Origin of the sequence: Verminephrobacter eiseniae EF01-2 (genome assembly GCF_000015565.1) — a bacterium.
GTDB lineage: Bacteria > Pseudomonadota > Gammaproteobacteria > Burkholderiales > Burkholderiaceae_C > Acidovorax > Acidovorax eiseniae.
In genome coordinates this window covers 5,299,776-5,320,893 of sequence record NC_008786.1, presented here as the reverse complement: position 1 = coordinate 5,320,893, position 21,118 = coordinate 5,299,776, and the positions used below count along the sequence as shown (strand labels likewise).

Genomic DNA, 21,118 nt, shown 5'->3' with positions numbered 1-21,118 from the left:
ATTCATCCACCCATCCGTCAACCCCTCATGAACGACATCCCATCCAAGCCCCGCGTCGCTGTGGTCACCGGAGGCGCTCGCGGCATCGGGCGCGCCATCGGTGAATGGTTTTTGCATCATCACTACCAGGTCGCCCTGCTGGACATCGACGGGCCAACGCTGGACAGCGCGCTGGCAGAGATGGCCCCGGCACAGGGGCTGATCGGCATCCACTGCGATGTCTCCGACCCGGCGCAGGTGCAACGCGCCACCGGGCAGGTGATGGCCCGCTTCGGGCAGGTCAACGCCCTGGTCAACAACGCGGGGGTGGCCATTTTCAAGCCCTGCGCAGAGATCTCCTTTGCCCAATGGCGCTCGGTGATGGCCACCAACCTGGACGGGGCTTTCCTGTGCACGCAGGCTTTTGGCGCGCTGATGGCGCAGGGCCAAGGCGGCGCCATCGTGAACATTGCCTCGATCTCCGGCCTGCGCGCCAGCACCTTGCGCGTGGCCTATGGAACCAGCAAGGCCGCGCTGATCCATTTGACCCGGCAATACGCCGTGGAACTTGGCAATGTCGGGGTGCGCGTCAACGCGATCGCCCCCGGGCCGGTGGAAACCGAAATGGCCAAGCTGGTGCACAGCGTTGCCCTGCGCAGCGACTACTACGACGCCATTCCGCTGGGGCGCTACGGGACGGTTCAGGAGATGGCCCGGACCGTGGGCTTTCTGTGCAGCGATGAGGCCAGTTTCATCAATGGCCAGGTGCTGGCCGTCGATGGCGGGTTCGATGCCGCCGGGGTGGGCCTGCCCACGCTGCGCCGGCGCATGGGCGCGCCCGGCTGAGCGCCTGCGCGACAATCGGTAACCCCCCACATCCCCAACACCCCCCAGGAGAGCACCATGGCCATCGCGCGCCGCACCCTTCTTCGCAGCACAGCGGCTGTCGTAGCGCTACCCGGCGTCATCGAGCGCGCCTTCGCCCAAAAGGCCGAGTTCACATACAAGTACGCGAACAATCTGCCGGCGACCCATCCGATGAACCTGCGCGCCAAGGAGATGGCGGCGGCCGTCCTGGCAGAAAGCAAGGGGCGCGTCGACATTCAAGTCTTCCCGGCCAATCAGTTGGGCAACGACACCGATATGCTGAGCCAGTTGCGTGCCGGCGGCATCGAGTTTTTCACCTTGTCGGGGCTGATTTTGTCCACCCTGGTGCCCGGTGCGGCCATTACCGGGCTGGGTTTCATCTTTGCCGATTACGACAGCGTCTGGAAGGCGCTGGACGGCGAGCTTGGCGGCCATGTCCGCAAGGAGATCGGCAAGTCTGGCCTGGTGGTGATGGAGCATATCTGGGACAACGGGTTCCGCCAGATCACCTCGTCGGGCAAGCCCATCCACAGCGCCGATGACCTCAAGGGCTTCAAGATCCGGGTGCCGGTCTCGCCGATGTGGACTTCGCTGTTCAAAGCCTTCGATTCGTCCCCGGCCTCGATCAACTTCGCCGAGGTGTACTCGGCCTTGCAGACCAAGGTGGTCGATGGGCAGGAGAACCCGCTGGCGGTCATCGAGACCGCCAAGCTCTACGAGGTGCAGAAATACTGCTCGATGACCAACCACATGTGGGATGGCTTCTGGTTCCTGGCCAACCGCCGTGCCTGGGAGCGCCTGCCGGACGAGTTGCGGGCCCTGCTTGCCAGGCACATCGATGGGGCGGCCCTCAAGCAGCGGGCCGATGTCGCGGCGCTGAACGCGAGACTGCAAAAATCCCTGAGCGACAAGGGCATGGTCTTCAACATGGTCAAGACCGACAGCTTCCGCAGCCGTCTGCGCCAGGCCGGTTTCTATGGCGAATGGAAAGCCAAGTTTGGCCACGACGCCTGGGCCGTTCTGGAGCGCCACAGCGGCCAACTGGCCTGACAGGGCCGGGGGAAAGCAAGACCGCACCATGTCGACAGGCCGTTCCCCCGCGCCGTCAGGCGGCAGTTCCATTGCACCGTCAGGCGGCTCCCCTGCACCGTCAGGCGGCAGTTCCGCTGCGCCGTCAGACGCCTCCTTGCCCATCGGCCCGCCCGACCGCGCCGGCCACCCGCGCGCGCTGCCCTGGCTGATAGTCCCTCTGGAGTGGGCCTCTGCGGGGCTGATGCTGGTCATCATGGCCCTGCTTTTGACCGCCGTCCTGTCCCGTTATCTGTTCTCCAGCCCGATTGTCTGGATCGACGAGATCGTCTCGATGTCGTTCATCTGGCTGTGCATGATGGGAACGGCACTGGCCATGCACCGCAACGAGCACCTGCGCCTGGGCCTGTTCGTCGACCAACTCTCTGGCACCGTGCACGCCACGGTGCGCGCGTTCGCGCTGTGTGCGATGCTGGCTTTTCTGATCGTCTTGCTGCCGTCGGCATGCGAATACGCACAGCAAGAGTGGCTCATCCGGACGCCGGCGCTGGATCTGCCCAACACATTCCGGGTGGCGGCCATTCCCTTCGGTTTTGCCGCCATGCTGCTGATCGTGTTGGCCTACGCGGTGCGCACCGTCCCCGCCAAGGTGCTGCTGGGAACCGCTGCCGTGGTCATCGCCGTGGTGGCCGCTTTGTACGGGGCGCGCCCGGCGCTGGCCGCTCTCGGCAACTGGAGCATGCTGATCTTCCTGGTGGGGGTGGTGCTCTTGTGCCTGCTGGCCGGGGTGCCCATCGCCTTTTGCTTTGGCCTGGGCGCCATCGGCCAACTGGCATTCACGACGCAGGTGCCGTTGCTGATCGTGGTCGGCCGCATGGACGAGGGCATGTCCAGCCTGATCCTGGTGTCGGTGCCGATCTTCGTGCTGCTCGGCTGCATTCTCGACGCCACCGGCATGGGCAAGGCCATCGTGGAGTTCCTGGGGGCACTGATCGGGCATCTGAAGGCCGGGATGTCGTATGTCCTGCTGGGCTCGCTGTTCATCGTCTCCGGCATCTCCGGCTCCAAGGTCTCGGACATGGCCACCGTCGCGCCAGCGCTGTTTCCCGAGATGAAGCGCCGCGGGAACAAGCCCGGCGAGATGGTGGCCTTGCTGGCCACAGGCGCAGCCATGGCCGACACGGTGCCGCCGAGCATTGTGCTGATCGTGCTCGGTTCCGTGGCCGGGGTGTCGATTGCCGGGCTGTTCCAGAGCGGCTTCGTGGTGGCGCTGGTGCTGCTGCTTTCCCTGATGGCGCTGGCACGCTGGAAGGCCAGAAACGAGCGGGCGCCGCACCGGCGCCGGGCGTCGCCGAAGGTGATCGGGCAGAGCCTGCTGGTGGCGGCGCCGGCGCTGCTGCTGCCGTTTCTGATCCGCAGCGCGGTCGGCGGCGGAGTGGCCACTGCGACCGAGGTCTCGACCATCGCCGTGCTGTACGCGCTGCTGACGGGGCAGGTGATGTACGGCGGCATTGGCGCGCGCAGGTTCTACGCGATGCTGGTCGAGACAGTCGCACTGTCCGGCGCCATCTTGCTGATCCTGGGCGCCGCTTCGGCGCTGTCCTGGACGATTACCCAAAGCGGCATCGTCCAGCAGTTGTCCCCCTGGATGACGGCCATTCCTGGCGGCCAGATGGCGTTCCTGGCGCTCACCATGGTGCTCTTTTTGGTGCTGGGCTGTTTGCTCGAAGGTCTGCCGGCCGTGCTGCTGCTGGCGCCCATCATGTATCCGATGGCCAGAAAGCTCGGCATCCATGATGTCCACTACTCGATGGTGATCGTCTGCGCGATGAACGTCGGGCTGATGATGCCCCCGATAGGGGTCGGGTTCTATATTGCCTGCCGTATCGGCGAGGTCAAGCCGGATGAAGCCTTGCGCTCGATTTGGCCTTACCTGCTGGCCTTGCTGGCCGGGGTCGTGGTCATTGCGGCGGTTCCGGGCATTTCCACGCTGGCATTGAAGGGCTGAGGCTGGCCAGCGTGAGGGCCGCCAGCGCCGCCAGCGCTGCGGTTTCGGCGCGCAGCACGCGCGGGCCTAGCGTGACGGGGGTAAAACCGTGCTGCCGGGCCAGGTCTTGCTCGGCGCTGCTCAGACCGCCTTCGGCGCCTGAGAGGATGTACAGGGGGCGTTCGTCGCGATCGGCCGCAGGCCGCAGGCCGCGATCGGCCGCCGCAGCGCTGTGCAGCGGTGCGGCGCCGGGGCCTGGCGCCAGCAGCAGGCGCAGCGCAGTTTGCTGGACGCAGGCCGCCGCCTGGGCGCGCACCCAGTGCGCCAGGGCCGTGGCCGGGTGCACCGGGGGCACGCGGTTGCGCCCGCATTGCTCGCAGGCGGCCACGGCCACGGCCTGCCAGTGGGCGATTTTCTTGTCGGCGCGCTCGCCCCTGAGCTTGAGCACGCTGCGCTCGGTCAGCAGCGGCGTGATGCTGGCGGCGCCCAGTTCGGTGGCTTTTTCCACCAGCCAGTCCATGCGCTCGTTGGCCATGATGCCGGCGAGCAGGTGCACGGCCCGGGGGGCTTCGCGCTCGATGCGGTGGTGGGCACCCAGTTGCACGCGCACGTCGCTGCGGCCCATGCGCAGCACGGTGGCGTCAAACTCGCCGCCCTGGCCGCCATGGAACAGCGTGATGCCGTCGCCCGGCTGCAAGCGCAGCACCTGCACATGGCGCGCCACGCGGGCCGGCAGGTCGAGCTCGGCGCCCGTGGCCAATGGACTGGGGCAGTGAAAGCGCGGCATCGGGGTCATGCCAAGCCATGCGCCGCTTCCTGCGCAGTACCGGACATGCGCCGGTGGCCGATGCGATGCCGCATCGTGCCAGCGCTATACCCGGCCATACGCCAGGCCCGTGACCGGCTCCGTGCCTTCGATCTGGTCGAGCATCTTCAGCAGCGGCCCGAGCTGCCGGTAGCGGTGGGCGCTGGCGCGGATGTAGCCGATGAAGCGCGGCGTATCGGCCAGGTAGCGGGGCTTGCCGTCGCGCAGGGTCAGGCGGGCGAAGATGCCGGCGATCTTCAGGTGGCGCTGCAGGCCCATCCATTCGACGCTGCGGTAGAACGCGCCAAAGTCCTCGCCCCAGCCGCTGGCGCTGCGCGCGCCCAGCAGGCCGGCTTTGCGCGCCTTCTCCCAGTAACGCACGGTGATGTCGATGACGAACTCCTCCTCCCAACTGATGAAGGCGTCGCGCAGCAGGCTGGCAATGTCGTAGGTGATGGGGCCGTAGACGGCGTCCTGAAAGTCCAGCACGCCCAGCCGCTGCTCGCCCGTGCCGGCCGTGGGGGGCATCAGGTTGCGCGTCATGAAGTCGCGGTGGACATAGACCCGGGGGGCGGCCAGGTTGTCGGCCACGATGGCGTCGAAGGCGCTGGCCAGCGTTTGCCGTTGCTGTGCGTCGAGCGTCACCGCGCGGTGCCGGGCCAGGTACCAGTCGGGAAACAGCGCCAGTTCGCGGCGCAGCAAGGTGTGGTCGTAGGCCGGCAGCACATCCGGCCGGGAGGACTGTTGCCAGGCCAGCAGCACATCGCTGGCCTGGCGGTACCAGTCGCAGGCCGCCTGGGGGTGGTCAGGGTGCAGTCGTTCGATCAAGGTCTGCGGCCCCAGGTCGGACAGCAGCATGAAGCCGCCGGGCGCGTCCCAGTCCAGTATCTGCGGCACGTTCAGGCCCGCCGCCGCCATCAGGCCCTGCACCTGCACGAAGGGCTGGCAGTTCTCCTTGTCCGGGGGCGCATCCATCACGATGCGGCTGGCGCCGGTGGCGCTGTCGATGCGCAGATAGCGCCGGAAACTGGCATCGACCGAGGCCGGGCGCAGCGTGGCGGGCAGCAATTGCCAGGGGGCGGTCTGGCGGGCCAGCCAGGTCTCGAAGGCGGCCTTGCGGGCGGGATCGGGCCAGGTGACCGGCGGGGTCGGCGGTGCAGCCGACGATGAGGTCGACGGTGCCGAGGAGGTGGCCAGCGCCGCGTCCGTGGTCGGGCCGCAGGAGGCGGGGGGAGATGGGGGGGCGGGGGGGTGGCTCATGGATAATCCGATTTTACAAACCAGTCCCCGGCGCTCCCGGCGCTTTTCACGCTCCCGGCGATCTCGGCGCTCTCGACGCCATGGGGTGCTGCCATGGGGCGTTGCTTTTCCCGTCGCTGCCTTCGTGTCCTTTCCTTTGCCGCTCCCCGCGCCACGCTGCAAGCCCCTGTCCGTGCAGCCCCTGGTGCGCCTTGCACAGGCCCGTGCGCGAGCCTGCGCGCTGGCGCTGGCCTGCTGCGTCGTGCCGCCCGGTGCGCCGGCACAGGAACCGGCGCCGCCCGCCCCGCTTACCCCATCCACCCCATCCACCGCGCCAGTCCCGCCCGACCTGCGCACCACGCCCCGGTTGCAAGAGAAAATCCCGCAGGCGCTGCAGCCCCAACTGCCGGTTTTCGTCCAGGGCGATCGCATCAGCGGCCAGACCGATCTGCACACGCTCGTCGAAGGCGATGCCGCGCTGCGCCGTGGCGATACCGTGATCCGCGCCGACCAGTTGGACTACCGCCGGCCCGAAGATCTGGCCCGGGCCCGGGGCCGGGTGCGCCTGAACCGCGCCGGCAATCTGTACGAGGGCCAGACGCTGCAGTTGCAGGTGGAGACTTTCCAGGGGTTCTTCGACGATGTGCGCTACCGTTTTCTGGCCACGCAGGCGCATGGGACGGCCACGCGGGTCGACTTTCTCGACCGCGATCGGTCGGTGGTGCACAACGCGACCTATACGACCTGCGAGCGCCGTGACCTGGCCTCGCAGCCCGACTGGCTGCTGCGCGCCGCCACCTTGCATATCGACGAAGCGCAGCAAGTCGGCAGCGCAGACGATGCGGTGCTGGAGTTCAAGGGCTGGCCCTTGCTGCCCATTCCCCACATCAGCTTTCCGTTATCGGACCAGCGCAAGTCCGGCCTGCTGCCGCCCACCGTCGGGCTCGACCGCCGCGATGGCCTGAGCTATTCGCAGCCCTACTACTGGAACATCGCGCCCAACCGCGATGCCACGCTGAATGCGGCGCTGATGACCGAACGCGGCGCCAGCCTGGGCCTCGAATGGCGCTATCTGGAGCCGAGCTACCATGGGCAGATCAACACCGACCTGATGCCCTACGACCGGCTGCGCCAGCGCTCGCGCTGGAGCTTGTCGGGCCAGCACCAGGGCCGTTGGGACACCGGCATCGGCGCGCTGGGCCTGAGCCTGGGCCTCTACCGGGTCAGCGATGACAACTACTGGCGCGACTTCAGCCGGGTCGCCACATCGCTGCGCCAGCGCCTGCTGCCGGCCGACGCCGTGCTGTCATGGGCGCGCAATGACATGTCGGCCACGCTGCGCACGCTCCAGTGGCAGACGCTGCAAGACGTGACGGCGCCCATCGTGCCGCCATACGACCGCATGCCGCAGTTGCAATGGCGCTATGCGCCGACCCGGCTGGGCGGCGGCCTGGACGCCAGCCTGGAGCTCGACGCCACGCGCTTCGAGGCCGCGCGCGCGCTCACCGGCCAGCCCAACGCCAACCGCAGCTATGCGCTCGCGCAGATCAGCCGGCCATTCCTGGCGCCGCAGGGCTTCATCACGCCCCGGCTGCAGTGGCATGCCACGCGCTACCAGTTCGACGCGCCGCTGGTCGATGGCGCGCGCTCGGCCAGCCGCGCGCTGCCCACGTTCAGCCTGGACAGCGGTCTGGTGTTCGAGCGCGGCGCCGCCTACCTGGGCCGCAACTTCCTGCAGACGCTCGAGCCCCGGGCCTTCTACACCTACACGCCCTACCGCGACCAGAGCCGGTTGCCGGTGTATGACACGGCGGCCAACGATTTCAACTTCGCCACGGTCTACACCGAAAACGCTTTCGGGGGCAACGACCGCCTGGCCGACAACCATCTGCTCACGCTGGGCCTGAGCACACGCCTGCTGGCGCCGGACACCGGGGCCGAGGCTGCGCGCCTGGGCATTGCCCAGCGCCTGCGTTTTTCCGACCAAAAGGTGACCCTGCCCGGCGACCCGCAGGTCAGCGAGCGCCTGTCCGACCTGCTGCTGGGCGCGGGCATCAGTTGGACGCCCGGCTGGGGCCTGGACTCCACGGTGCAGTACAACCCCAAGACCCGCCGCTCGATCCGCACGACGCTGGGCGCGCACTACAGCCCCGGCAGCTACCGCACCGTCAGCGCCGCCTACCGCCTGCAGCGCGGCACCAGCGAGCAGATCGATGTCGGCTGGCAATGGCCGCTCAATGACCTGTGGGGCGACAAAGGTCTGAACCTGGGCCCGGGCCGGGGCCAGGGCGGCGGGCGCTGGTACAGCGTCGGCCGGCTCAATTACAGCCTGCATGACCGCCGCCTGGTGGACACCGTGGCGGGCCTGGAATACGACGGCTGCTGCTGGATCGGCCGCGTGCTGATCGAGCGCCTGCAAAGCGGCCTGACCAGCGCCAACGCCCGATTGCTGTTCCAGATCGAATTCCTGGGCCTGTCGCGGCTGAGCCTGGGCGCAAGCCCGCTGGACAGCTTCAAGCAAAATGTGCCGGGCTACCGGAACCTGCGCGAGCAGATGACGACGCCCAGCCGTTTCAGCAACTACGACTAACGCCATGAACCATCGTGATCACCGTGCCTTTGCCCTGGTCCTTGCCAGCTTGGCGGGCCTGACCGCGCCAGGCGCCACCGCGCAGGGCCTGCGCCTGCCGGCGACGCCGCAGGGCCAAGGATTGACGCTGCCTGCGCCGGCCGCAACGATAGCGCCGGCAACGCCGGCAACGATGGCCGCGTCGGCGCCGCAGGCCGGCCGGGACAGCAGCGCCACCGGCTGGGCGGATTTCATCGTCGCCGTGGTCAACTCCGAGCCGGTGACCAACAACGAAGTGCGTTCCCGTCTGGTGCGGGCCGAGGCGCAAATCGCCCGGCAGGGCGCCAGCATGCCGTCGCGCGAGTGGCTCGCGCATGAAGTGCTCGAACGCCTGATCCTGGAGCGCGTGCAGTTGCAGCAGGCGCGCGAGAGCGGCATCAGGGTGGACGATTTTGCGCTCGCACAGGCCGAGCAAGGCGTGGCGCGCCAAAACGGCATGACGCTCGAACAGTTCTACGCGCGCCTGGAGCGCGACGGCATCGGCAAGGAGCGCTTTCGCGCAGAACTGCGCGACCAACTGCTCGAACAGCGTCTGCGCGAGCGCGAGGTCGATGCGCGGGTGCAAGTCTCGGAGCAGGACATCGACCAGTACCTGCACGCGGAGCCGCCAGCAGGCGCGCAGGCCAAGCCCATGGAAATCAACCTGGGCCATGTCCTGGTGCTGGTGCCCGAGGACGCCACCCCGGCGCAGGTGGCCGAGCGGCGGGCACGGGCGCAGCAGGCCGCCGAGCGGCTGCGCTCCGGCGCCGACTTTGCCACGGTGGCGCGCGAATTTTCCGACGCCCCCGAGGGCCAGCGCGCTGGCGGCATGCTGGGCCTGCGCCCGGTCGATCGCTACCCCGAACTGTTCGTGAGCTCGACCCGGGGCCTGCCAGTGGGCAGCCTGGTCGGCCCGGTGCGCTCGCCGGCGGGCTTTCACCTGCTCAAGGTGGAGCAGCGCGTCATCGCCGGCCAGCCGGCAACGGTGCTGCAAAGCCATGCCCGCCATATCCTGCTGCGCACCGGCCCCCGGATGTCCGAAACCGCAGCGGCCGAGCGTCTGGCCGACTATCGCCGCCGCGTGCTGGCCGGCCAGGCCGACTTTGCGGCATTGGCGCGTGAGCATTCGCAGGACGACGGCAGCGCCAAAAAGGGCGGCGACCTGGGCTGGGCCAACCCGGGCCAGTATGTGCCCGAGTTCGAGCAAGCCCTGCAAGCCCTGCAGCCGGGCGACATCAGCGCACCGCTGGTGACACGCTTTGGCGTGCACCTGATCGAGTTGCTCGAGCGGCGCCAGGCCAGTCTGACTGCGCGCGAGCAGCGCGACATGGCGCGCCAGGCCGTGCGCGAGAAAAAGCTCGACCAGGCCTACATCAGTTGGACGCAGGACCTGCGCGCGCGCGCTTACGTGGAATACCGTGACCCGCCCCGCTGAACCGGCCCGGGCCGCAGGGCGGCATAGACCGCGCAAGCGCTTGGGCCAGCATTTCCTGACCGATCAGCGCATCATCGACGCCATCGTGCAGGCGATTGCGCCGCAGCCGGGCCAGCCCATGGTCGAGATCGGCCCCGGCCTGGCAGCGCTGACGCAGCCGCTGGTCGAGCGCCTGGGGCGGCTGACGGTGATCGAGCTCGATCGCGACCTGGCACTGCGGCTGCGCCGGCATGCGCACCTGCAGGTGATCCAGGCCGATGTGCTGCGGGTCGATTTCACGGCGCTCGCGCAGACGCTGCGCGCCACGCCACCCACGCCACCCACGAGGCTGCGCGTGGTCGGCAACCTGCCCTACAACATCTCCACACCCATCTTGTTTCACCTGCTCGCGCATGGGTCGGCCATCGAAGACCAGCACTTCATGCTGCAAAAGCAAGTGGTCGAGCGCATGGTGGCCAAGCCAGGCGGCAGCGACTACGGGCGCCTGTCGGTGATGCTGCAATGGCGCTATGCAATGGAGAAACTGCTGCATGTGCCGCCCGCGAGCTTCGCGCCGCCGCCGCGCGTGGACAGCGCCGTGGTGCGCATGCTGCCGCACGCGCAGCCTGCCGCCGTGTCCAGGCCGATGCTCGAAGAACTGGTGCAGTTGGCCTTCAGCCAGCGGCGCAAGCTGCTGCACCACACGCTCGGGCGCTGGCTCGACGCGCACCAGTACGCAGGCCGCTTCGACACCCGGCGCCGCGCCGAGGAAGTGCCGGTCCAGGAGTATCTGGACCTGGCCCGGGAAGCGCATCGATGGATCGCTGACGGTAAAGACCCACCATGCGCTGGCGCATGATGGCTGTCATGCAGCGCTGAGCCAGTAATCGGCGTTGAAGGGGCTGCTCATGCGCAGCGCCAACGGGGACACATCGACGAGCTTGTGGGTGGGCATTTTCTCGGTGGGGTCGGCATCGACTGCCGTGCCCGCGACCGCCGGGGTGCCGTTCGCCTCGTTCGCCCGTTCTGCTTGGCTGGTGGATGCAGAACGGGCTACAGAAAAGAATAGAAACACCGGAACGGGATCTTTCGGTCGCCCCAGTAGTCGGCAGCGTCGCGAAAGACATCGAGCAACTGCTCGCGCGCCTCCTTGTCGAACTTGCCGGTGGCCGGAATCTGCTCGAGCACCACGATGAAACCGGGCTGCTGGCCCGATTGATGCAATGGCTCGGTCATGCAGTCGTACAGCGCATCAAAGTTCTTGCCGAAATGCGCCGGGAAGATGAATTGCCCGGCAATCAGGTCGAGCACATCCTGCTTGGACTGCGCATGGGCCAGGTTGGCGTACAGGAAATGCTGGCCCATGACAGTGGCGGCATCTTGCAAGTCCTGCACGCGGAAGGCGCGAATCGACTGCACGATGTTGGTGCGCACGCCACGCAGTGGCGTTTCCTGGTGAGCACGCAGCGGTGTTTCCGAATGGACACGCAACGGTGTCTCCGGGTGGACGCGCAGCGGCGTCTGGGGGTGCAGCGGCGTTTCCAAGCCGCTGCACAATGGCATGTTCAGATCCTTACGCAACGGCGTATCCAGGTCTTTACAAAGTGGCGTCTGCATCTGTGCGCTACTCTTTCTTTATCAAGAACTTGCGGCCATTCGCAAGGCGGCGGGATGCCGCCTGTGCGAATGGGTGATTTGCTCGTGGGGCGCGCCACCGGGGGGCGTCTGGTCTGCGTGTACTGTGGCCGGACTTACTCGACAATCTCGCGAAAACTGGCGTAGTGGTCACTGGTGTAGTAGCAGGCATCCGGTATCCGGGGCCTGCTGCCGCCACAGACGATGCGCCGGGCTCCCCGGTCGCGCAGTCCTGGTGTTCTGACGGTGTATTCACGGTAGTAGCCCCGCTGGTTGGCGGGCAGCAGCCGCTCGCGATTGCCAAAGACCGTCCCGTCCTTGGCATGCGCGAAAGGCCCTCCCGTGCGAATCTGCGCATAAGTCTCGCGCCCCTGGGGCGGCAACTCGGCCAATGTGATGGAACTGGCGATCCCGTCGGTGGACGGGGATTGGCGGGCCTGCACCGCCGCCAAAGACAGCACGAACAACGAAACACCCGCAACACTCCAAAAACCCCTGCGCACCCGGGTGGCTACAGCCTTGAGCATCAACACACCTTTCAGAAACCACGGGTTAACCCGAGATTTCAGGCCGCAGTGTGACGCAATGGTTTTCAAAATGCAAGCCTGCTTGTCACCCAAGGAGCAGGCGTGGTTTTTCACCCCGTCCACCCCGCGTCCACCCCGGGCCTGGGTCAGGCTGGTGGACGCGGCACGCCGTCCAGGCGCGTCGGCCAGCGCCCGTGCACAGGCGCCCCGGCGGAGCCTTGGGCCTTCGGGAAAACGGAAGGCTCTGTCTTGCAATGCGTGATTGTGCGCACGGCGCGTCCGGGCGATCATGGCCCCATGACAGCCGATCCACCCGACCCCGCAGCGCTCGGCACCACCCTCCGCCCCGCAGGGGTCGGTATCACCTCCCATCCCGCAGGGGCCGGCGCCAACCTTGCCCCCGGCGCGGCCGGCGCCAGCCCTGACCTGCGCCCCATCGACGCCACCGAATTGGCGCATCTGCAACGCTGGCAAGGGCGTACCGAGGTGCGCAGCGACATGCTCCACGCCGCTCCGGTGCGCGGCCTGTCTGCCACCTTGGACCGCGCAGACCCCGAGCCTGTGCCCGGCAGCGTGCTGCCGCCGCTGTGGCACTGGCTGTACTTTCTGCCGCAGTCCAGGCACAGCGAGATCGGCCCTGACGGCCACCCGCGCCGGGGCGGCTTTTTGCCCCCGGTGCCGCTGCCCCGGCGCATGTGGGCGGGCGGGCGCCTGCACTGGCAGGCCGGCAATCCGCTGCGCGTGGGCGATGCGGTCGAGCGCCGCTCGTGCATCGCCTCGGTCAGCCACAAGACGGGCCGCATCGGCGACCTGCTGTTCGTGCTGCTGCGCCATGAGCTGCACAACGCCGCCGGCCTGGCACTGACCGAAGAGCATGACATCGTCTACCGCAGCGCCGCCCGGCCCGGCGACCCGCAGCCCGCACCCCAGGCGGCCCCTGCCGGTGCAGCCTGGCAGCGCGAGTTGCTGCCCGACGAGGTGCTGCTGTTTCGCTACTCGGCGCTGACCTTCAACGGCCACCGCATCCATTACGACCGCCGCTATGCGAACGCGGTCGAAGGCTACCCCGGCCTGATCGTGCATGGCCCGCTGATCGCCACGCTGCTGCTGGACCTGCTGCGCCGCGAAATGCCCGAGGCCCGGCTCGCCCGCTTCGAGTTCAGGGCCGTGCGGCCGGCGTTCGACCTGAACCCGCTGCGCCTGAACGGCCAGCCCGAGGCCGATGGTTGCAGCGCCGACGGCGACGGCAGCCGCCGTGTCAGCCGCGACGGCAGCCGCCGTATCAACCTGTGGGCCCAGGACCATGAAGGCTGGCTGACCATGCAGGGCCTGGCCACGCTGGCCTGACCCGACGCCGCCCGCCGCACTTGCCATTGGCCAACCGCCATGACGACCAGCCACCACGCCCCCCCGGACAAATACCAGGACATCCGCGACGCCGTGCGCGCACTGTGCGCCGAGTTTCCCGATGCATACCACCGCCAGGCCGACGCGCAGCGGGCCTACCCCGAAGCCTTCGTCGCCGCGCTCACCAAGGCCGGCTGGATGGCCGCGCTGATTCCGCAGGAGTACGGCGGCTCCGGCCTGGGGCTGACCGAGGCTTCGGTGATCATGGAAGAGATCAACCGCAGCGGCGGCAACTCCGGCGCCTGCCATGGCCAGATGTACAACATGGGCACGCTGCTGCGCCATGGCTCCAGGGCGCAAAAGGAGCTGTACCTGCCCCGCATCGCCCGTGGCGAGTGGCGCTTGCAATCGATGGGCGTGACCGAGCCCGGCACCGGCACCGACACCACCAAAATCAAGACCAGCGCCGTGAAAAAGGGCGACCGGTACTTGGTCAACGGCCAGAAGGTGTGGATCAGCCGCGTGCAGCATTCGGACTGGATGATTTTGCTGGCGCGCACCACGCCGCTGGCCGAGGTGGCCAGGAAAAGCGAGGGCATGTCGATCTTCATGGTCGATCTGCGCCAGGCCGAAAAGAGCGGCATGACCGTGCGGCCGATTCCCAACATGGTCAACCATGAGACCAACGAACTATTCTTCGAGAACCTGGAGATCCCGGCCGAGAACCTGATCGGCCAGGAGGGCCAGGGCTTTCGCTACATCCTCGACGGCCTGAACGCCGAGCGCACGCTGATCGCCGCCGAGTGCATAGGCGACGGCTACTGGTTCATAGACCGCATCACCCGCTACGCCAAAGAGCGCAACGTGTTTGGCCGCCCCATCGGGCAGAACCAGGGCGTGCAGTTTCCGATTGCCCAGGCCTACATCGAGCTGGAGGCCGCCAACCTGATGCGCTGGCAGGCGTGCGCGCTGTTCGACGCGCAGCAAAGCTGCGGCGCGCAGGCGAACATGGCCAAATACCTGGCGGCCAAGGCCAGTTGGGAGGCGGCCAATGTGTGCCTGCAATACCACGGCGGCTTTGGCTTTGCCTGCGAATACGACGTGGAGCGCAAGTTCCGCGAGACGCGGCTGTACCAGGTGGCGCCGATCTCCACCAACCTGATCTACGCCTACGTGGCCGAGCATGTGCTCGGGCTGCCGCGGTCGTTCTGAAAGGGGCCGCGATGACCCGCCCCCTCGATGGCATCACCGTGGTAGCGCTCGAGCATGCCATCGCCGCCCCGCTGTGCACGCGCCAACTCGCCGACCTGGGCGCGCGCGTCATCAAGGTCGAGCGCCCGGGCAGCGGCGACTTCGCCCGCGCTTATGACACGCGGGTGAACGGGATGTCCTCGCACTTCGTCTGGACCAACCGCTCCAAAGAAAGCCTGACCCTCGATCTGAAGCACCCCGAGGCGCTGGCCGCATTGCGCCAACTGCTGGCCCAGACCGACGTGCTGGTGCAAAACCTGGCACCCGGCGCCGCTGCGCGCCTGGGGCTGTCTTACGCCGCCTTGCAGGCCGACCATCCGCGCCTGATCGTCTGCGACATCTCGGGCTACGGCGCCGACGGCCCGTACCGCGACAAAAAAGCCTACGACCTGCTGATCCAGAGCGAGGCCGGTTTCTTGTCGGTGACCGGCAGCCCGGACGCGCCCGCCAAGGCCGGCAACTCGGTGGCCGACATCGCCGCCGGCATGTACGCCTACAGCAGCATCCTGGCAGCGCTGCTGCAGCGCGGCAAAACCGGGCAGGGCGCGCATATCGACCTGTCGATGCTCGAAGCGCTGGGCGAATGGATGGGCTACCCGATGTACTACGCCTACCAGGGCGCAGCGCCACCGCCGCGCGCAGGCGCCGCCCATGCCAGCATCTACCCCTATGGGCCGTTCGCCACGGGCGACGGTGGCAGCGTGATGCTGGGCCTGCAAAACGAGCGCGAGTGGCAACTGTTTTGCACGCTGGTGCTGCAAGATGCCCAGTGCGCCAGCGACCCGCGCTTCGACACCAACGCGCGGCGCAGCGAGCACCGCGCCGCGCTGCAAGCCATCATCGAGCAAGCCTTCGCCAGCCTGGGCAGCGCGCAGGTGATGGCGCGCCTGGACCAGGCGCAGATTGCCAACGCCCGCGTCAACGACATGGCGGGCCTGTGGGCGCACCCGCAACTGGCCGCGCGCGGGCGCTGGCAGGACGTGCCAACGCCTGCCGGCCAGGTGCCGGCGCTGCTGCCGCCGGGGCGCAACAACCGGTTCGACTACCGCATGGACCCGGTGCCCGCCGTGGGCCAACACACCGAGGCGATACTGCGCGCGCTCGGCCACGACACCGGCAGCCTGGCCAGGCTGCGCGCGCAGGCCGCGATCTGAGCCATGGGCCGATCCGGTGAGCGCCAGCAAAACACCCGCACAACGATCGCCAGCGATGAACCATGGCCCCCGCCAACGCTGCGCCCGCACCCATGGTGGTCTGCCCGCATGGCGCGCGGCCGCCGTAGCCGACCCCCGAGCCTGCAACTGCAACCCATGACTTTTTCATTCACGACACTTTGCCGGTGCCGATCGGCGCACGCGGCTCGGCCCCTGCGCGCTGGCCGCCAGCGCCTGGCGCTGACCGTGCTGGCCGTGCTGACCATCATTGCGCCAGCGCTTCTCGCGGCATTGCCGGCCAGCGCGCAGGGCGTGCCGTTGGAGCCATTGGAGCGGCCGATCACCATCGTCGTGCCGGCAGCGGCCGGCGGCACCACCGACATCGTGGCCCGCGTGCTGGCCGGTCCCATGGGCAAGGACCTCGGAGTCCCGGTCGTGGTCGAGAACAAGGGCGGCGGGGGCGGCAGCATCGGCACCGCGCAAGTGGCGCGCGCCAAGCCCGACGGCCATACGCTGCTGATGGGCAACATCGGGCCGGTGGCGATCAATTTCAGCCTCTACAAACAGCTCAGCTACAAGGAGAGCGACCTGCGCGGCATCACCAACGTGATCTCCGTGCCCAACGTCCTGGTGGTCCATGCCGACTCGCCGGTGCGCAGCGTGCCCGAACTGCTGGCCTTGGCCAGGACGCGCCGCCTGAACGTGGCCACCTCGGGCGTCGGCCAGTCGTCGCACATGTCTTGCGAAATGTTCCGCCAAAAGACCGGCATCGAGATCACGCTGGTGCCCTTTTCCGGCGCCGCGCCCGCCGTGACCGCGCTGCTGGGCCAGCAGGTGGACTTCGTGATCGACAACCTGCCCAGTTCCATGCCCCACATCAAGGCCGGCAAGTTCCGCGCACTGGCCATCACCAGCGCCACACGCTCGGCGCAATTGCCCGAGGTGCCGACGATGGCCGAGGCCGGCGTGCCGATGCAGGTGACCGCCTGGTTCGGCCTGCTGGCGCCGGCCGGCACGCCCGATGCAATGATCGAGCGCCTGCAGCAGTCCGCGCGCAAGGCAATGCAGACGCCCGAGGTGCTCCAGCGCTGGGCCGGCCTCGGCGGCGTGCCCGGCGGCCAGACGCCGGCCGAGTACGACGCCTTCATCGCGCAGGAGCGCAAGCACTGGGCCCGGATCGTCAAGGCCGCAGGGCTGTCGCTCGAATAGGCCCGATAGGTCCGATAGATCCGATAGATCCGATAGATCCGATAGATCCGATAGATCCGATAGATCCGATAGGCCCGCCTGTCTGCGCTCCCTCTCCCGGATGCCATGCCAGAAAATACCGCGTCCCTGCTGTCCCGGCCCTGCGGTTCGCGGCCCCGGCTGACCGCGCCACAGGCGCTACAGGCGGTGCAGGCGGCGCAGGCCGGGCGTAGCCCTGCCGCCACCGCCTTCGGTGCCGGACAGGCAGCGCCCGGGCTGCACCCCCTGCGCGTGGCTTTGCGCCTGGCCCTGCGCATGACCATCGAGCGCGTGGCCCTGGGCCGGCAACGCCACGGCCTGCGCCCTGGCGGCATGGCGGCCCCCTGTGCCGGCACCCCGGTCGGGGACTTGCCGGCCTTCCCCGGCGCGTTGCGCGCCGGCGTGGTCGTGGCGCCGCTGGCGCCCTCGGTCGGACATCTGCGCGCCCTGCCAGACGACCCGGGCGCCCGGCCGGTGCTGCGCGCTCGCAACTCCTTACTGCACGACGAAAAGCCCGCCATGTCCCCTCGCCGTTTGCGGCCGCGCCGCGCCCTGCTGGCCTGCCTGGCCCTGGCCGGCGGCGCCCTTCTCGCATCGACCGCCCCTGCCGCCGACGCCTGGCCCGCCAAGCCGATACAACTGGTGATTCCGTACCCGCCCGGCGGCAGCGCCGACCTGTTGGGCCGGCCGCTGGCCGCGCAACTGCAGCAGCAACTCGGCCAGCCGGTGGTGCTCGAATACAAACCCGGCGCCGGCGGCACGCTGGCCTCGCACTACGTGGCACGCGCCAAACCCGACGGCTACACGCTGCTGATGGTGCTGGCCGCCCATGCGATCAACGACAGCCTCTACCCCAAGCTGCCCTACGACACGCGCAAGGACTTCGTGCCCGTGTCGCTGCTGGCCAACCTGCCGATGGTCGTCGCGGCCAGCAGCAAGCTGCGCGCCAGGAACATCCAGGAACTGATCCAGGCCGCCAAGGCCGCCCCTGGCCAGCTCAGCTTCGGCTCGGCCGGCAACGGCAACACCGGGCACCTGGCGGCCGAGTACTTCAGCAGCCTCTGCGCCATCGAGATGACGCATGTGCCCTACAAGGGCAGCGCCGGCGTGGTCAATGCGATGCTGGCGGGCGACATCGATCTGACCTTCGACAGCATCTCCACCTCCATGCCGCATATCCGCAGCGGGCGCATGCACGCGCTGGCCGTCACCAGCGCCGAACGCTCGGCGCTGGCGCCCGAGGTAAAGACGGTGCAGGAGCAGGGCATCGCCGGTTTCGACGTGACCGGCTGGTACGCGCTGATCGCCCCGGCCGGCACGCCAGCGGACATCACGCAGCGCCTGAGCCGCGCGATCGCCAGCGCGCTGCGCCAGCCGCCGCTGCAAGCACAGTTGGCCGCTGGCGGCTACGAACCCGTAGGCTCCACGCCCGAGGCGCTGCAAGCGCACCTGGAGCGCGAGATCACCCGCTGGGCCGCCGTGGTGAAAGCCACCGGCGCCCGGGTGGATTAGCCGGCATGCGCCGGGCAGCCCCATGATCGCCGCACAGCCGCCCGAAGGCGCTCATACCGCAGCCGAAAGCGCAGGTGCTCCAGTGAACGCCGGCACATGCCCCGCACGGATGCGTTGCGACCCTTTCATCGACCACACCTGCCGAAACCCCCTATGACTGCCCATGCGTCGCGCACCGCCGAGTTGGCCGCTTTTGCTGCCGGGCTGCGCCTGAAAGACATCCCGCCGGCCGTGCTGCGCCGCACCGAAGACCTGCTCGTCGACTGGTTCGGCTCGGCCGTCGCCGGCCATCGTGCGCGGCCCGTGGCCAGCATCGCCCGCTTTGCGCTGGCAATGGGGCCGGCCACCGGCCCCGGCGAAGTCATCGCCCGCCGCGCCAGCACCAGCCCCCATGCCGCCGCGATGATCAACGCCGCCGCATCGCATGTGGCCGAGCAGGACGATGTGCACAACGGCTCGGTGTTCCACCCGGCGACCGTGGTGTTCCCGCCCGCGCTGGCGGTGGCGCAGGCCATTGGGGCCAGCGGGCAAGAACTGCTGCTGGCCTGCGTCGCCGGTTACGAGGTGGGCATCCGGGTGGGCGAGTTTCTGGGCCGAACGCACTACAAGGTGTTCCACACCACGGGCACGGCCGGCACGCTGGCAGCGGCGGCGGCCGTGGGCCGGTTGCTCCGGCTGGACGCGGCGCAGATGCGCGATGCGCTAGGCTCTGCCGGCACGCAATCGGCCGGGCTGTGGGAATTCCTGCGCACCGCAGCCGACAGCAAGCAACTGCACACCGCGCATGCGGCGGGCGCGGGCCTGATGGCGGCCTACCTGGCCAAAGACGGCTTCACCGGCGCGGCCGATATCTTGCAAGGCCCGCAGGGCATGGCCGCCGGCATGACGCAGGACGCCCGGCCCGAGAGCCTGACGGACGGCCTGGGCAGCCGCTGGGCCACCGCCGAGACCTCATTCAAATACCACGCCTGCTGCCGCCACACCCATCCGGCCGCCGACGCATTGCTGCAAGTGATGCAGCAGCAGCAACTCCAGGCGCAGGACTTGGCGCGCGTGGTGGCCCATGTGCACCAGGGCGCCATCGACGTGCTCGGCCCGGTGCTGCAGCCGGCCACGGTGCACCAGAGCAAATTTTCGATGGGCACCGTGCTGGCCCTGGTGGCGCAGTACGGGCAAGCGGGCCTGGGTGAATTCGATGCGCATTTCCTGAGCGCGGCCACCCAGGCCCTGCGCGACAAGGTAGAGATGGCGCTGGACGCCGAGGTCGACAGCGCCTACCCGCGCCGCTGGATCGGCAAGGTCACGGTGCACACCCGCGACGGCCGGGTGCTGAACGGCCGGGTCGACGAGCCCAAGGGCGACCCGGGCAACAGCCTGAGCCGCGCCGAAATCAGCGCCAAGGCGTTGCGCCTGGCCGACCATGGCGGCGTGAGCAGCGCCGCCATGCAGCGCGCGCTGGAGTCGCTGTGGCAACTGGCCCAATGGCCGGTGGTGGGCCGTTTGCTGGCATTGGAGCCGCAGGCATGACCCACGCAGGCATGGCCCCGACCGGCCCGGCGCCGGCGCTGGCCGAGGCGCGCAGCTTCCTCTTCGTGCCGGCGAACCGCCCCGACCGCCTGCCCAAGGCGCTGGCCAGCGGCGCCGATGCGGTGATCATCGACCTGGAAGACGCGATTGCGCCGCCGCAGCGCGATGGCGCGCGCAGCGCATTGCAACCAGTCTGGGCCAGCATCGCCGCGCCGGACCGCGCCCGGCTGGTGCTGCGGATCAACGGCGCCGGCACGCCCTGGCATCGAGCCGACGTGGCGCTGGCGCGCGCCTTGGTCGCCGATGGGCTGGCCGCGCTGATGCTGGCCAAGGCAGAGCAGGCGCGGGACCTGGCGGCCCTGGCCCAGGCCTGCCCTGGCGCCGCGCTGCTGCCGCTGGTCGAAAGCGCCGAGGGCGCGGCGGCGCTCGACGCGCTGGCAGCCGCCCCCCGGGTGCTGCGCCTGGCGCTGGGCGACATCGACTTGCAGGCCGATCTGGGCATGGCCTGCGGCCCGGAGCAGGCCGAGTTGGCCCCGCTGCGCTGGGCCATGGTGCTGGCCTCGCGCCGCGCCGCGCTGGCGCCACCGATCGATGGCGTGACGACCGCCCGGGACGATGCAGCGGCGCTGACGCAGGACACAGCGCGCAGCCGGCGCTTCGGTTTTGCCGCCAAGCTGTGCATCCATCCGGCGCAGATTGCCGTGGTCCATGCCGCATTCGCCCCCGGCGCCCGGGAATGCGACTGGGCCCGGCGCGTGCTGGCCGCCGCCGAGGCGGCCGGCGGCGGGGTCTGCGTGGTCGATGGCCGCATGGTCGATGCGCCCGTCATCGCGCTGGCGCGCCAGACCTTGCGGCGCCAGGCATGACCGCCCGTCTCGCCGCTCCGGCGCAGCCCCGAACCCCCTGCACAATGATCCTGATGCGCGTTGCCTGCGCCCTTTTCTGCGCCCCGCAAAACATCACCGATCGGGTGGATGCACCTGGGGCACCTGACGCACCTGACGCACCTG

General features: G+C 68.9%; 17 protein-coding genes. 13 read left to right on the top strand and 4 right to left on the bottom strand.

The genetic code is table 11. The annotated features are described in order from the left end of the window. The first annotated feature begins 27 nt into the window (after positions 1-27). The 3 genes from VEIS_RS23345 to VEIS_RS23335 are packed head-to-tail and all read left to right on the top strand — an operon-like array spanning position 28 to position 3,883. Positions 28-825 (top strand): SDR family NAD(P)-dependent oxidoreductase, encoded by a 798-nt coding sequence (locus tag VEIS_RS23345; protein WP_041950308.1) that lies wholly within the window; start codon positions 28-30, stop codon positions 823-825. 57 nt (positions 826-882) lie between these two features. Continuing rightward, a complete protein-coding gene (locus VEIS_RS23340; protein ID WP_011812486.1) occupies positions 883-1,896 on the top strand; it encodes a TRAP transporter substrate-binding protein in 1,014 nt (337 codons plus the stop codon). Between the two features lie 28 nt (positions 1,897-1,924). Beyond that, complete coding sequence (locus VEIS_RS23335) at positions 1,925-3,883, top strand: TRAP transporter large permease (protein ID WP_083758773.1); 1,959 nt, start codon at positions 1,925-1,927, stop codon at positions 3,881-3,883. Here VEIS_RS23335 and VEIS_RS23330 read toward each other — a convergent pair. Together VEIS_RS23330 and VEIS_RS23325 are read right to left on the bottom strand one after the other, a co-directional pair. Next, a complete protein-coding gene (locus VEIS_RS23330) occupies positions 3,837-4,649 on the bottom strand; it encodes a 16S rRNA (uracil(1498)-N(3))-methyltransferase (RefSeq protein ID WP_049774116.1) in 813 nt (270 codons plus the stop codon). The two genes, VEIS_RS23335 and VEIS_RS23330, sit on opposite strands and share 47 nt — an antisense overlap. An 84-nt stretch (positions 4,650-4,733) precedes the next feature. Next, positions 4,734-5,927, bottom strand: coding sequence for an aminoglycoside phosphotransferase family protein (locus VEIS_RS23325; protein ID WP_041950307.1), 1,194 nt, complete (start codon positions 5,925-5,927; stop codon positions 4,734-4,736). Here VEIS_RS23325 and VEIS_RS23320 point away from each other — a divergent pair. Genes VEIS_RS23320 through rsmA form a run of 3 tightly spaced genes read left to right on the top strand, consistent with a single transcriptional unit; the run spans position 5,926 to position 10,787 of the window. Further along, positions 5,926-8,496 (top strand): LPS-assembly protein LptD, encoded by a 2,571-nt coding sequence (locus VEIS_RS23320; protein WP_011812482.1) that lies wholly within the window; start codon positions 5,926-5,928, stop codon positions 8,494-8,496. The two genes, VEIS_RS23325 and VEIS_RS23320, sit on opposite strands and share 2 nt — an antisense overlap. 4 nt (positions 8,497-8,500) lie before the next feature. Further along, on the top strand, positions 8,501-9,949 hold the full coding sequence (locus tag VEIS_RS23315; RefSeq protein WP_011812481.1) for a peptidylprolyl isomerase: 1,449 nt from the start codon (positions 8,501-8,503) through the stop codon (positions 9,947-9,949). Continuing rightward, on the top strand, positions 9,933-10,787 hold the full coding sequence (gene rsmA, locus VEIS_RS23310; RefSeq protein ID WP_011812480.1) for a 16S rRNA (adenine(1518)-N(6)/adenine(1519)-N(6))-dimethyltransferase RsmA: 855 nt from the start codon (positions 9,933-9,935) through the stop codon (positions 10,785-10,787). The genes VEIS_RS23315 and rsmA overlap by 17 nt, the downstream gene beginning before the upstream one ends. Before the next feature lie 194 nt (positions 10,788-10,981). On the opposite strand, the gene VEIS_RS23305 is transcribed toward rsmA, so the two are convergent. Both VEIS_RS23305 and VEIS_RS23300 read right to left on the bottom strand, forming a co-directional pair. Further along, positions 10,982-11,491 (bottom strand): barstar family protein, encoded by a 510-nt coding sequence (locus VEIS_RS23305; protein WP_265259779.1) that lies wholly within the window; start codon positions 11,489-11,491, stop codon positions 10,982-10,984. A 188-nt stretch (positions 11,492-11,679) separates the two neighbouring features. Continuing rightward, complete coding sequence (locus tag VEIS_RS23300; RefSeq protein ID WP_011812478.1) at positions 11,680-12,090, bottom strand: ribonuclease domain-containing protein; 411 nt, start codon at positions 12,088-12,090, stop codon at positions 11,680-11,682. 297 nt (positions 12,091-12,387) lie between these two features. On the opposite strand from VEIS_RS23300, the gene VEIS_RS23295 reads away from it, so the two are divergent. The 7 genes from VEIS_RS23295 (at position 12,388) to VEIS_RS23265 (ending at position 20,974) form a co-directional block, all read left to right on the top strand. Continuing rightward, complete coding sequence (locus tag VEIS_RS23295) at positions 12,388-13,437, top strand: FAS1-like dehydratase domain-containing protein (RefSeq protein ID WP_011812477.1); 1,050 nt, start codon at positions 12,388-12,390, stop codon at positions 13,435-13,437. Positions 13,438-13,476: 39 nt separating this feature from the next. Beyond that, positions 13,477-14,649 carry an acyl-CoA dehydrogenase family protein gene (locus VEIS_RS23290; protein WP_011812476.1) on the top strand — a complete coding sequence of 391 codons (1,173 nt, stop codon included), beginning with the start codon at positions 13,477-13,479 and terminating at the stop codon, positions 14,647-14,649. An 11-nt stretch (positions 14,650-14,660) separates the two neighbouring features. Next, complete coding sequence (locus VEIS_RS23285; protein ID WP_011812475.1) at positions 14,661-15,842, top strand: CaiB/BaiF CoA transferase family protein; 1,182 nt, start codon at positions 14,661-14,663, stop codon at positions 15,840-15,842. Between the two features lie 156 nt (positions 15,843-15,998). Beyond that, on the top strand, positions 15,999-17,051 hold the full coding sequence (locus VEIS_RS23280; protein WP_011812474.1) for a Bug family tripartite tricarboxylate transporter substrate binding protein: 1,053 nt from the start codon (positions 15,999-16,001) through the stop codon (positions 17,049-17,051). A 537-nt stretch (positions 17,052-17,588) separates the two neighbouring features. Then, on the top strand, positions 17,589-18,581 hold the full coding sequence (locus tag VEIS_RS23275) for a tripartite tricarboxylate transporter substrate binding protein (RefSeq protein WP_041951227.1): 993 nt from the start codon (positions 17,589-17,591) through the stop codon (positions 18,579-18,581). A gap of 153 nt (positions 18,582-18,734) precedes the next feature. Then, positions 18,735-20,108, top strand: a complete 1,374-nt coding sequence (locus VEIS_RS23270) for an MmgE/PrpD family protein (protein ID WP_041950306.1) — start codon at positions 18,735-18,737, stop codon at positions 20,106-20,108. Further along, positions 20,105-20,974 (top strand): HpcH/HpaI aldolase/citrate lyase family protein, encoded by an 870-nt coding sequence (locus tag VEIS_RS23265; RefSeq protein WP_011812471.1) that lies wholly within the window; start codon positions 20,105-20,107, stop codon positions 20,972-20,974. The genes VEIS_RS23270 and VEIS_RS23265 overlap by 4 nt, the downstream gene beginning before the upstream one ends. The last annotated feature ends 144 nt before the right edge of the window (positions 20,975-21,118 follow it).

Coding starts and splice junctions, on each gene's coding strand:
- VEIS_RS23345 (WP_041950308.1), top strand. CDS start 28: ATGAACGACATCCCATCCAAGCCCCGCGTCGCTGTGGTCACCGGAGGC.
- VEIS_RS23340 (WP_011812486.1), top strand. CDS start 883: ATGGCCATCGCGCGCCGCACCCTTCTTCGCAGCACAGCGGCTGTCGTA.
- VEIS_RS23335 (WP_083758773.1), top strand. CDS start 1,925: ATGTCGACAGGCCGTTCCCCCGCGCCGTCAGGCGGCAGTTCCATTGCA.
- VEIS_RS23330 (WP_049774116.1), bottom strand. CDS start 4,649: ATGCCGCGCTTTCACTGCCCCAGTCCATTGGCCACGGGCGCCGAGCTC.
- VEIS_RS23320 (WP_011812482.1), top strand. CDS start 5,926: ATGGATAATCCGATTTTACAAACCAGTCCCCGGCGCTCCCGGCGCTTT.
- VEIS_RS23325 (WP_041950307.1), bottom strand. CDS start 5,927: ATGAGCCACCCCCCCGCCCCCCCATCTCCCCCCGCCTCCTGCGGCCCG.
- VEIS_RS23315 (WP_011812481.1), top strand. CDS start 8,501: ATGAACCATCGTGATCACCGTGCCTTTGCCCTGGTCCTTGCCAGCTTG.
- VEIS_RS23305 (WP_265259779.1), bottom strand. CDS start 11,491: ATGCCATTGTGCAGCGGCTTGGAAACGCCGCTGCACCCCCAGACGCCG.
- VEIS_RS23300 (WP_011812478.1), bottom strand. CDS start 12,090: ATGCTCAAGGCTGTAGCCACCCGGGTGCGCAGGGGTTTTTGGAGTGTT.
- VEIS_RS23295 (WP_011812477.1), top strand. CDS start 12,388: ATGACAGCCGATCCACCCGACCCCGCAGCGCTCGGCACCACCCTCCGC.
- VEIS_RS23290 (WP_011812476.1), top strand. CDS start 13,477: ATGACGACCAGCCACCACGCCCCCCCGGACAAATACCAGGACATCCGC.
- VEIS_RS23285 (WP_011812475.1), top strand. CDS start 14,661: ATGACCCGCCCCCTCGATGGCATCACCGTGGTAGCGCTCGAGCATGCC.
- VEIS_RS23280 (WP_011812474.1), top strand. CDS start 15,999: ATGACTTTTTCATTCACGACACTTTGCCGGTGCCGATCGGCGCACGCG.
- VEIS_RS23275 (WP_041951227.1), top strand. CDS start 17,589: ATGTCCCCTCGCCGTTTGCGGCCGCGCCGCGCCCTGCTGGCCTGCCTG.
- VEIS_RS23270 (WP_041950306.1), top strand. CDS start 18,735: ATGACTGCCCATGCGTCGCGCACCGCCGAGTTGGCCGCTTTTGCTGCC.
- VEIS_RS23265 (WP_011812471.1), top strand. CDS start 20,105: ATGACCCACGCAGGCATGGCCCCGACCGGCCCGGCGCCGGCGCTGGCC.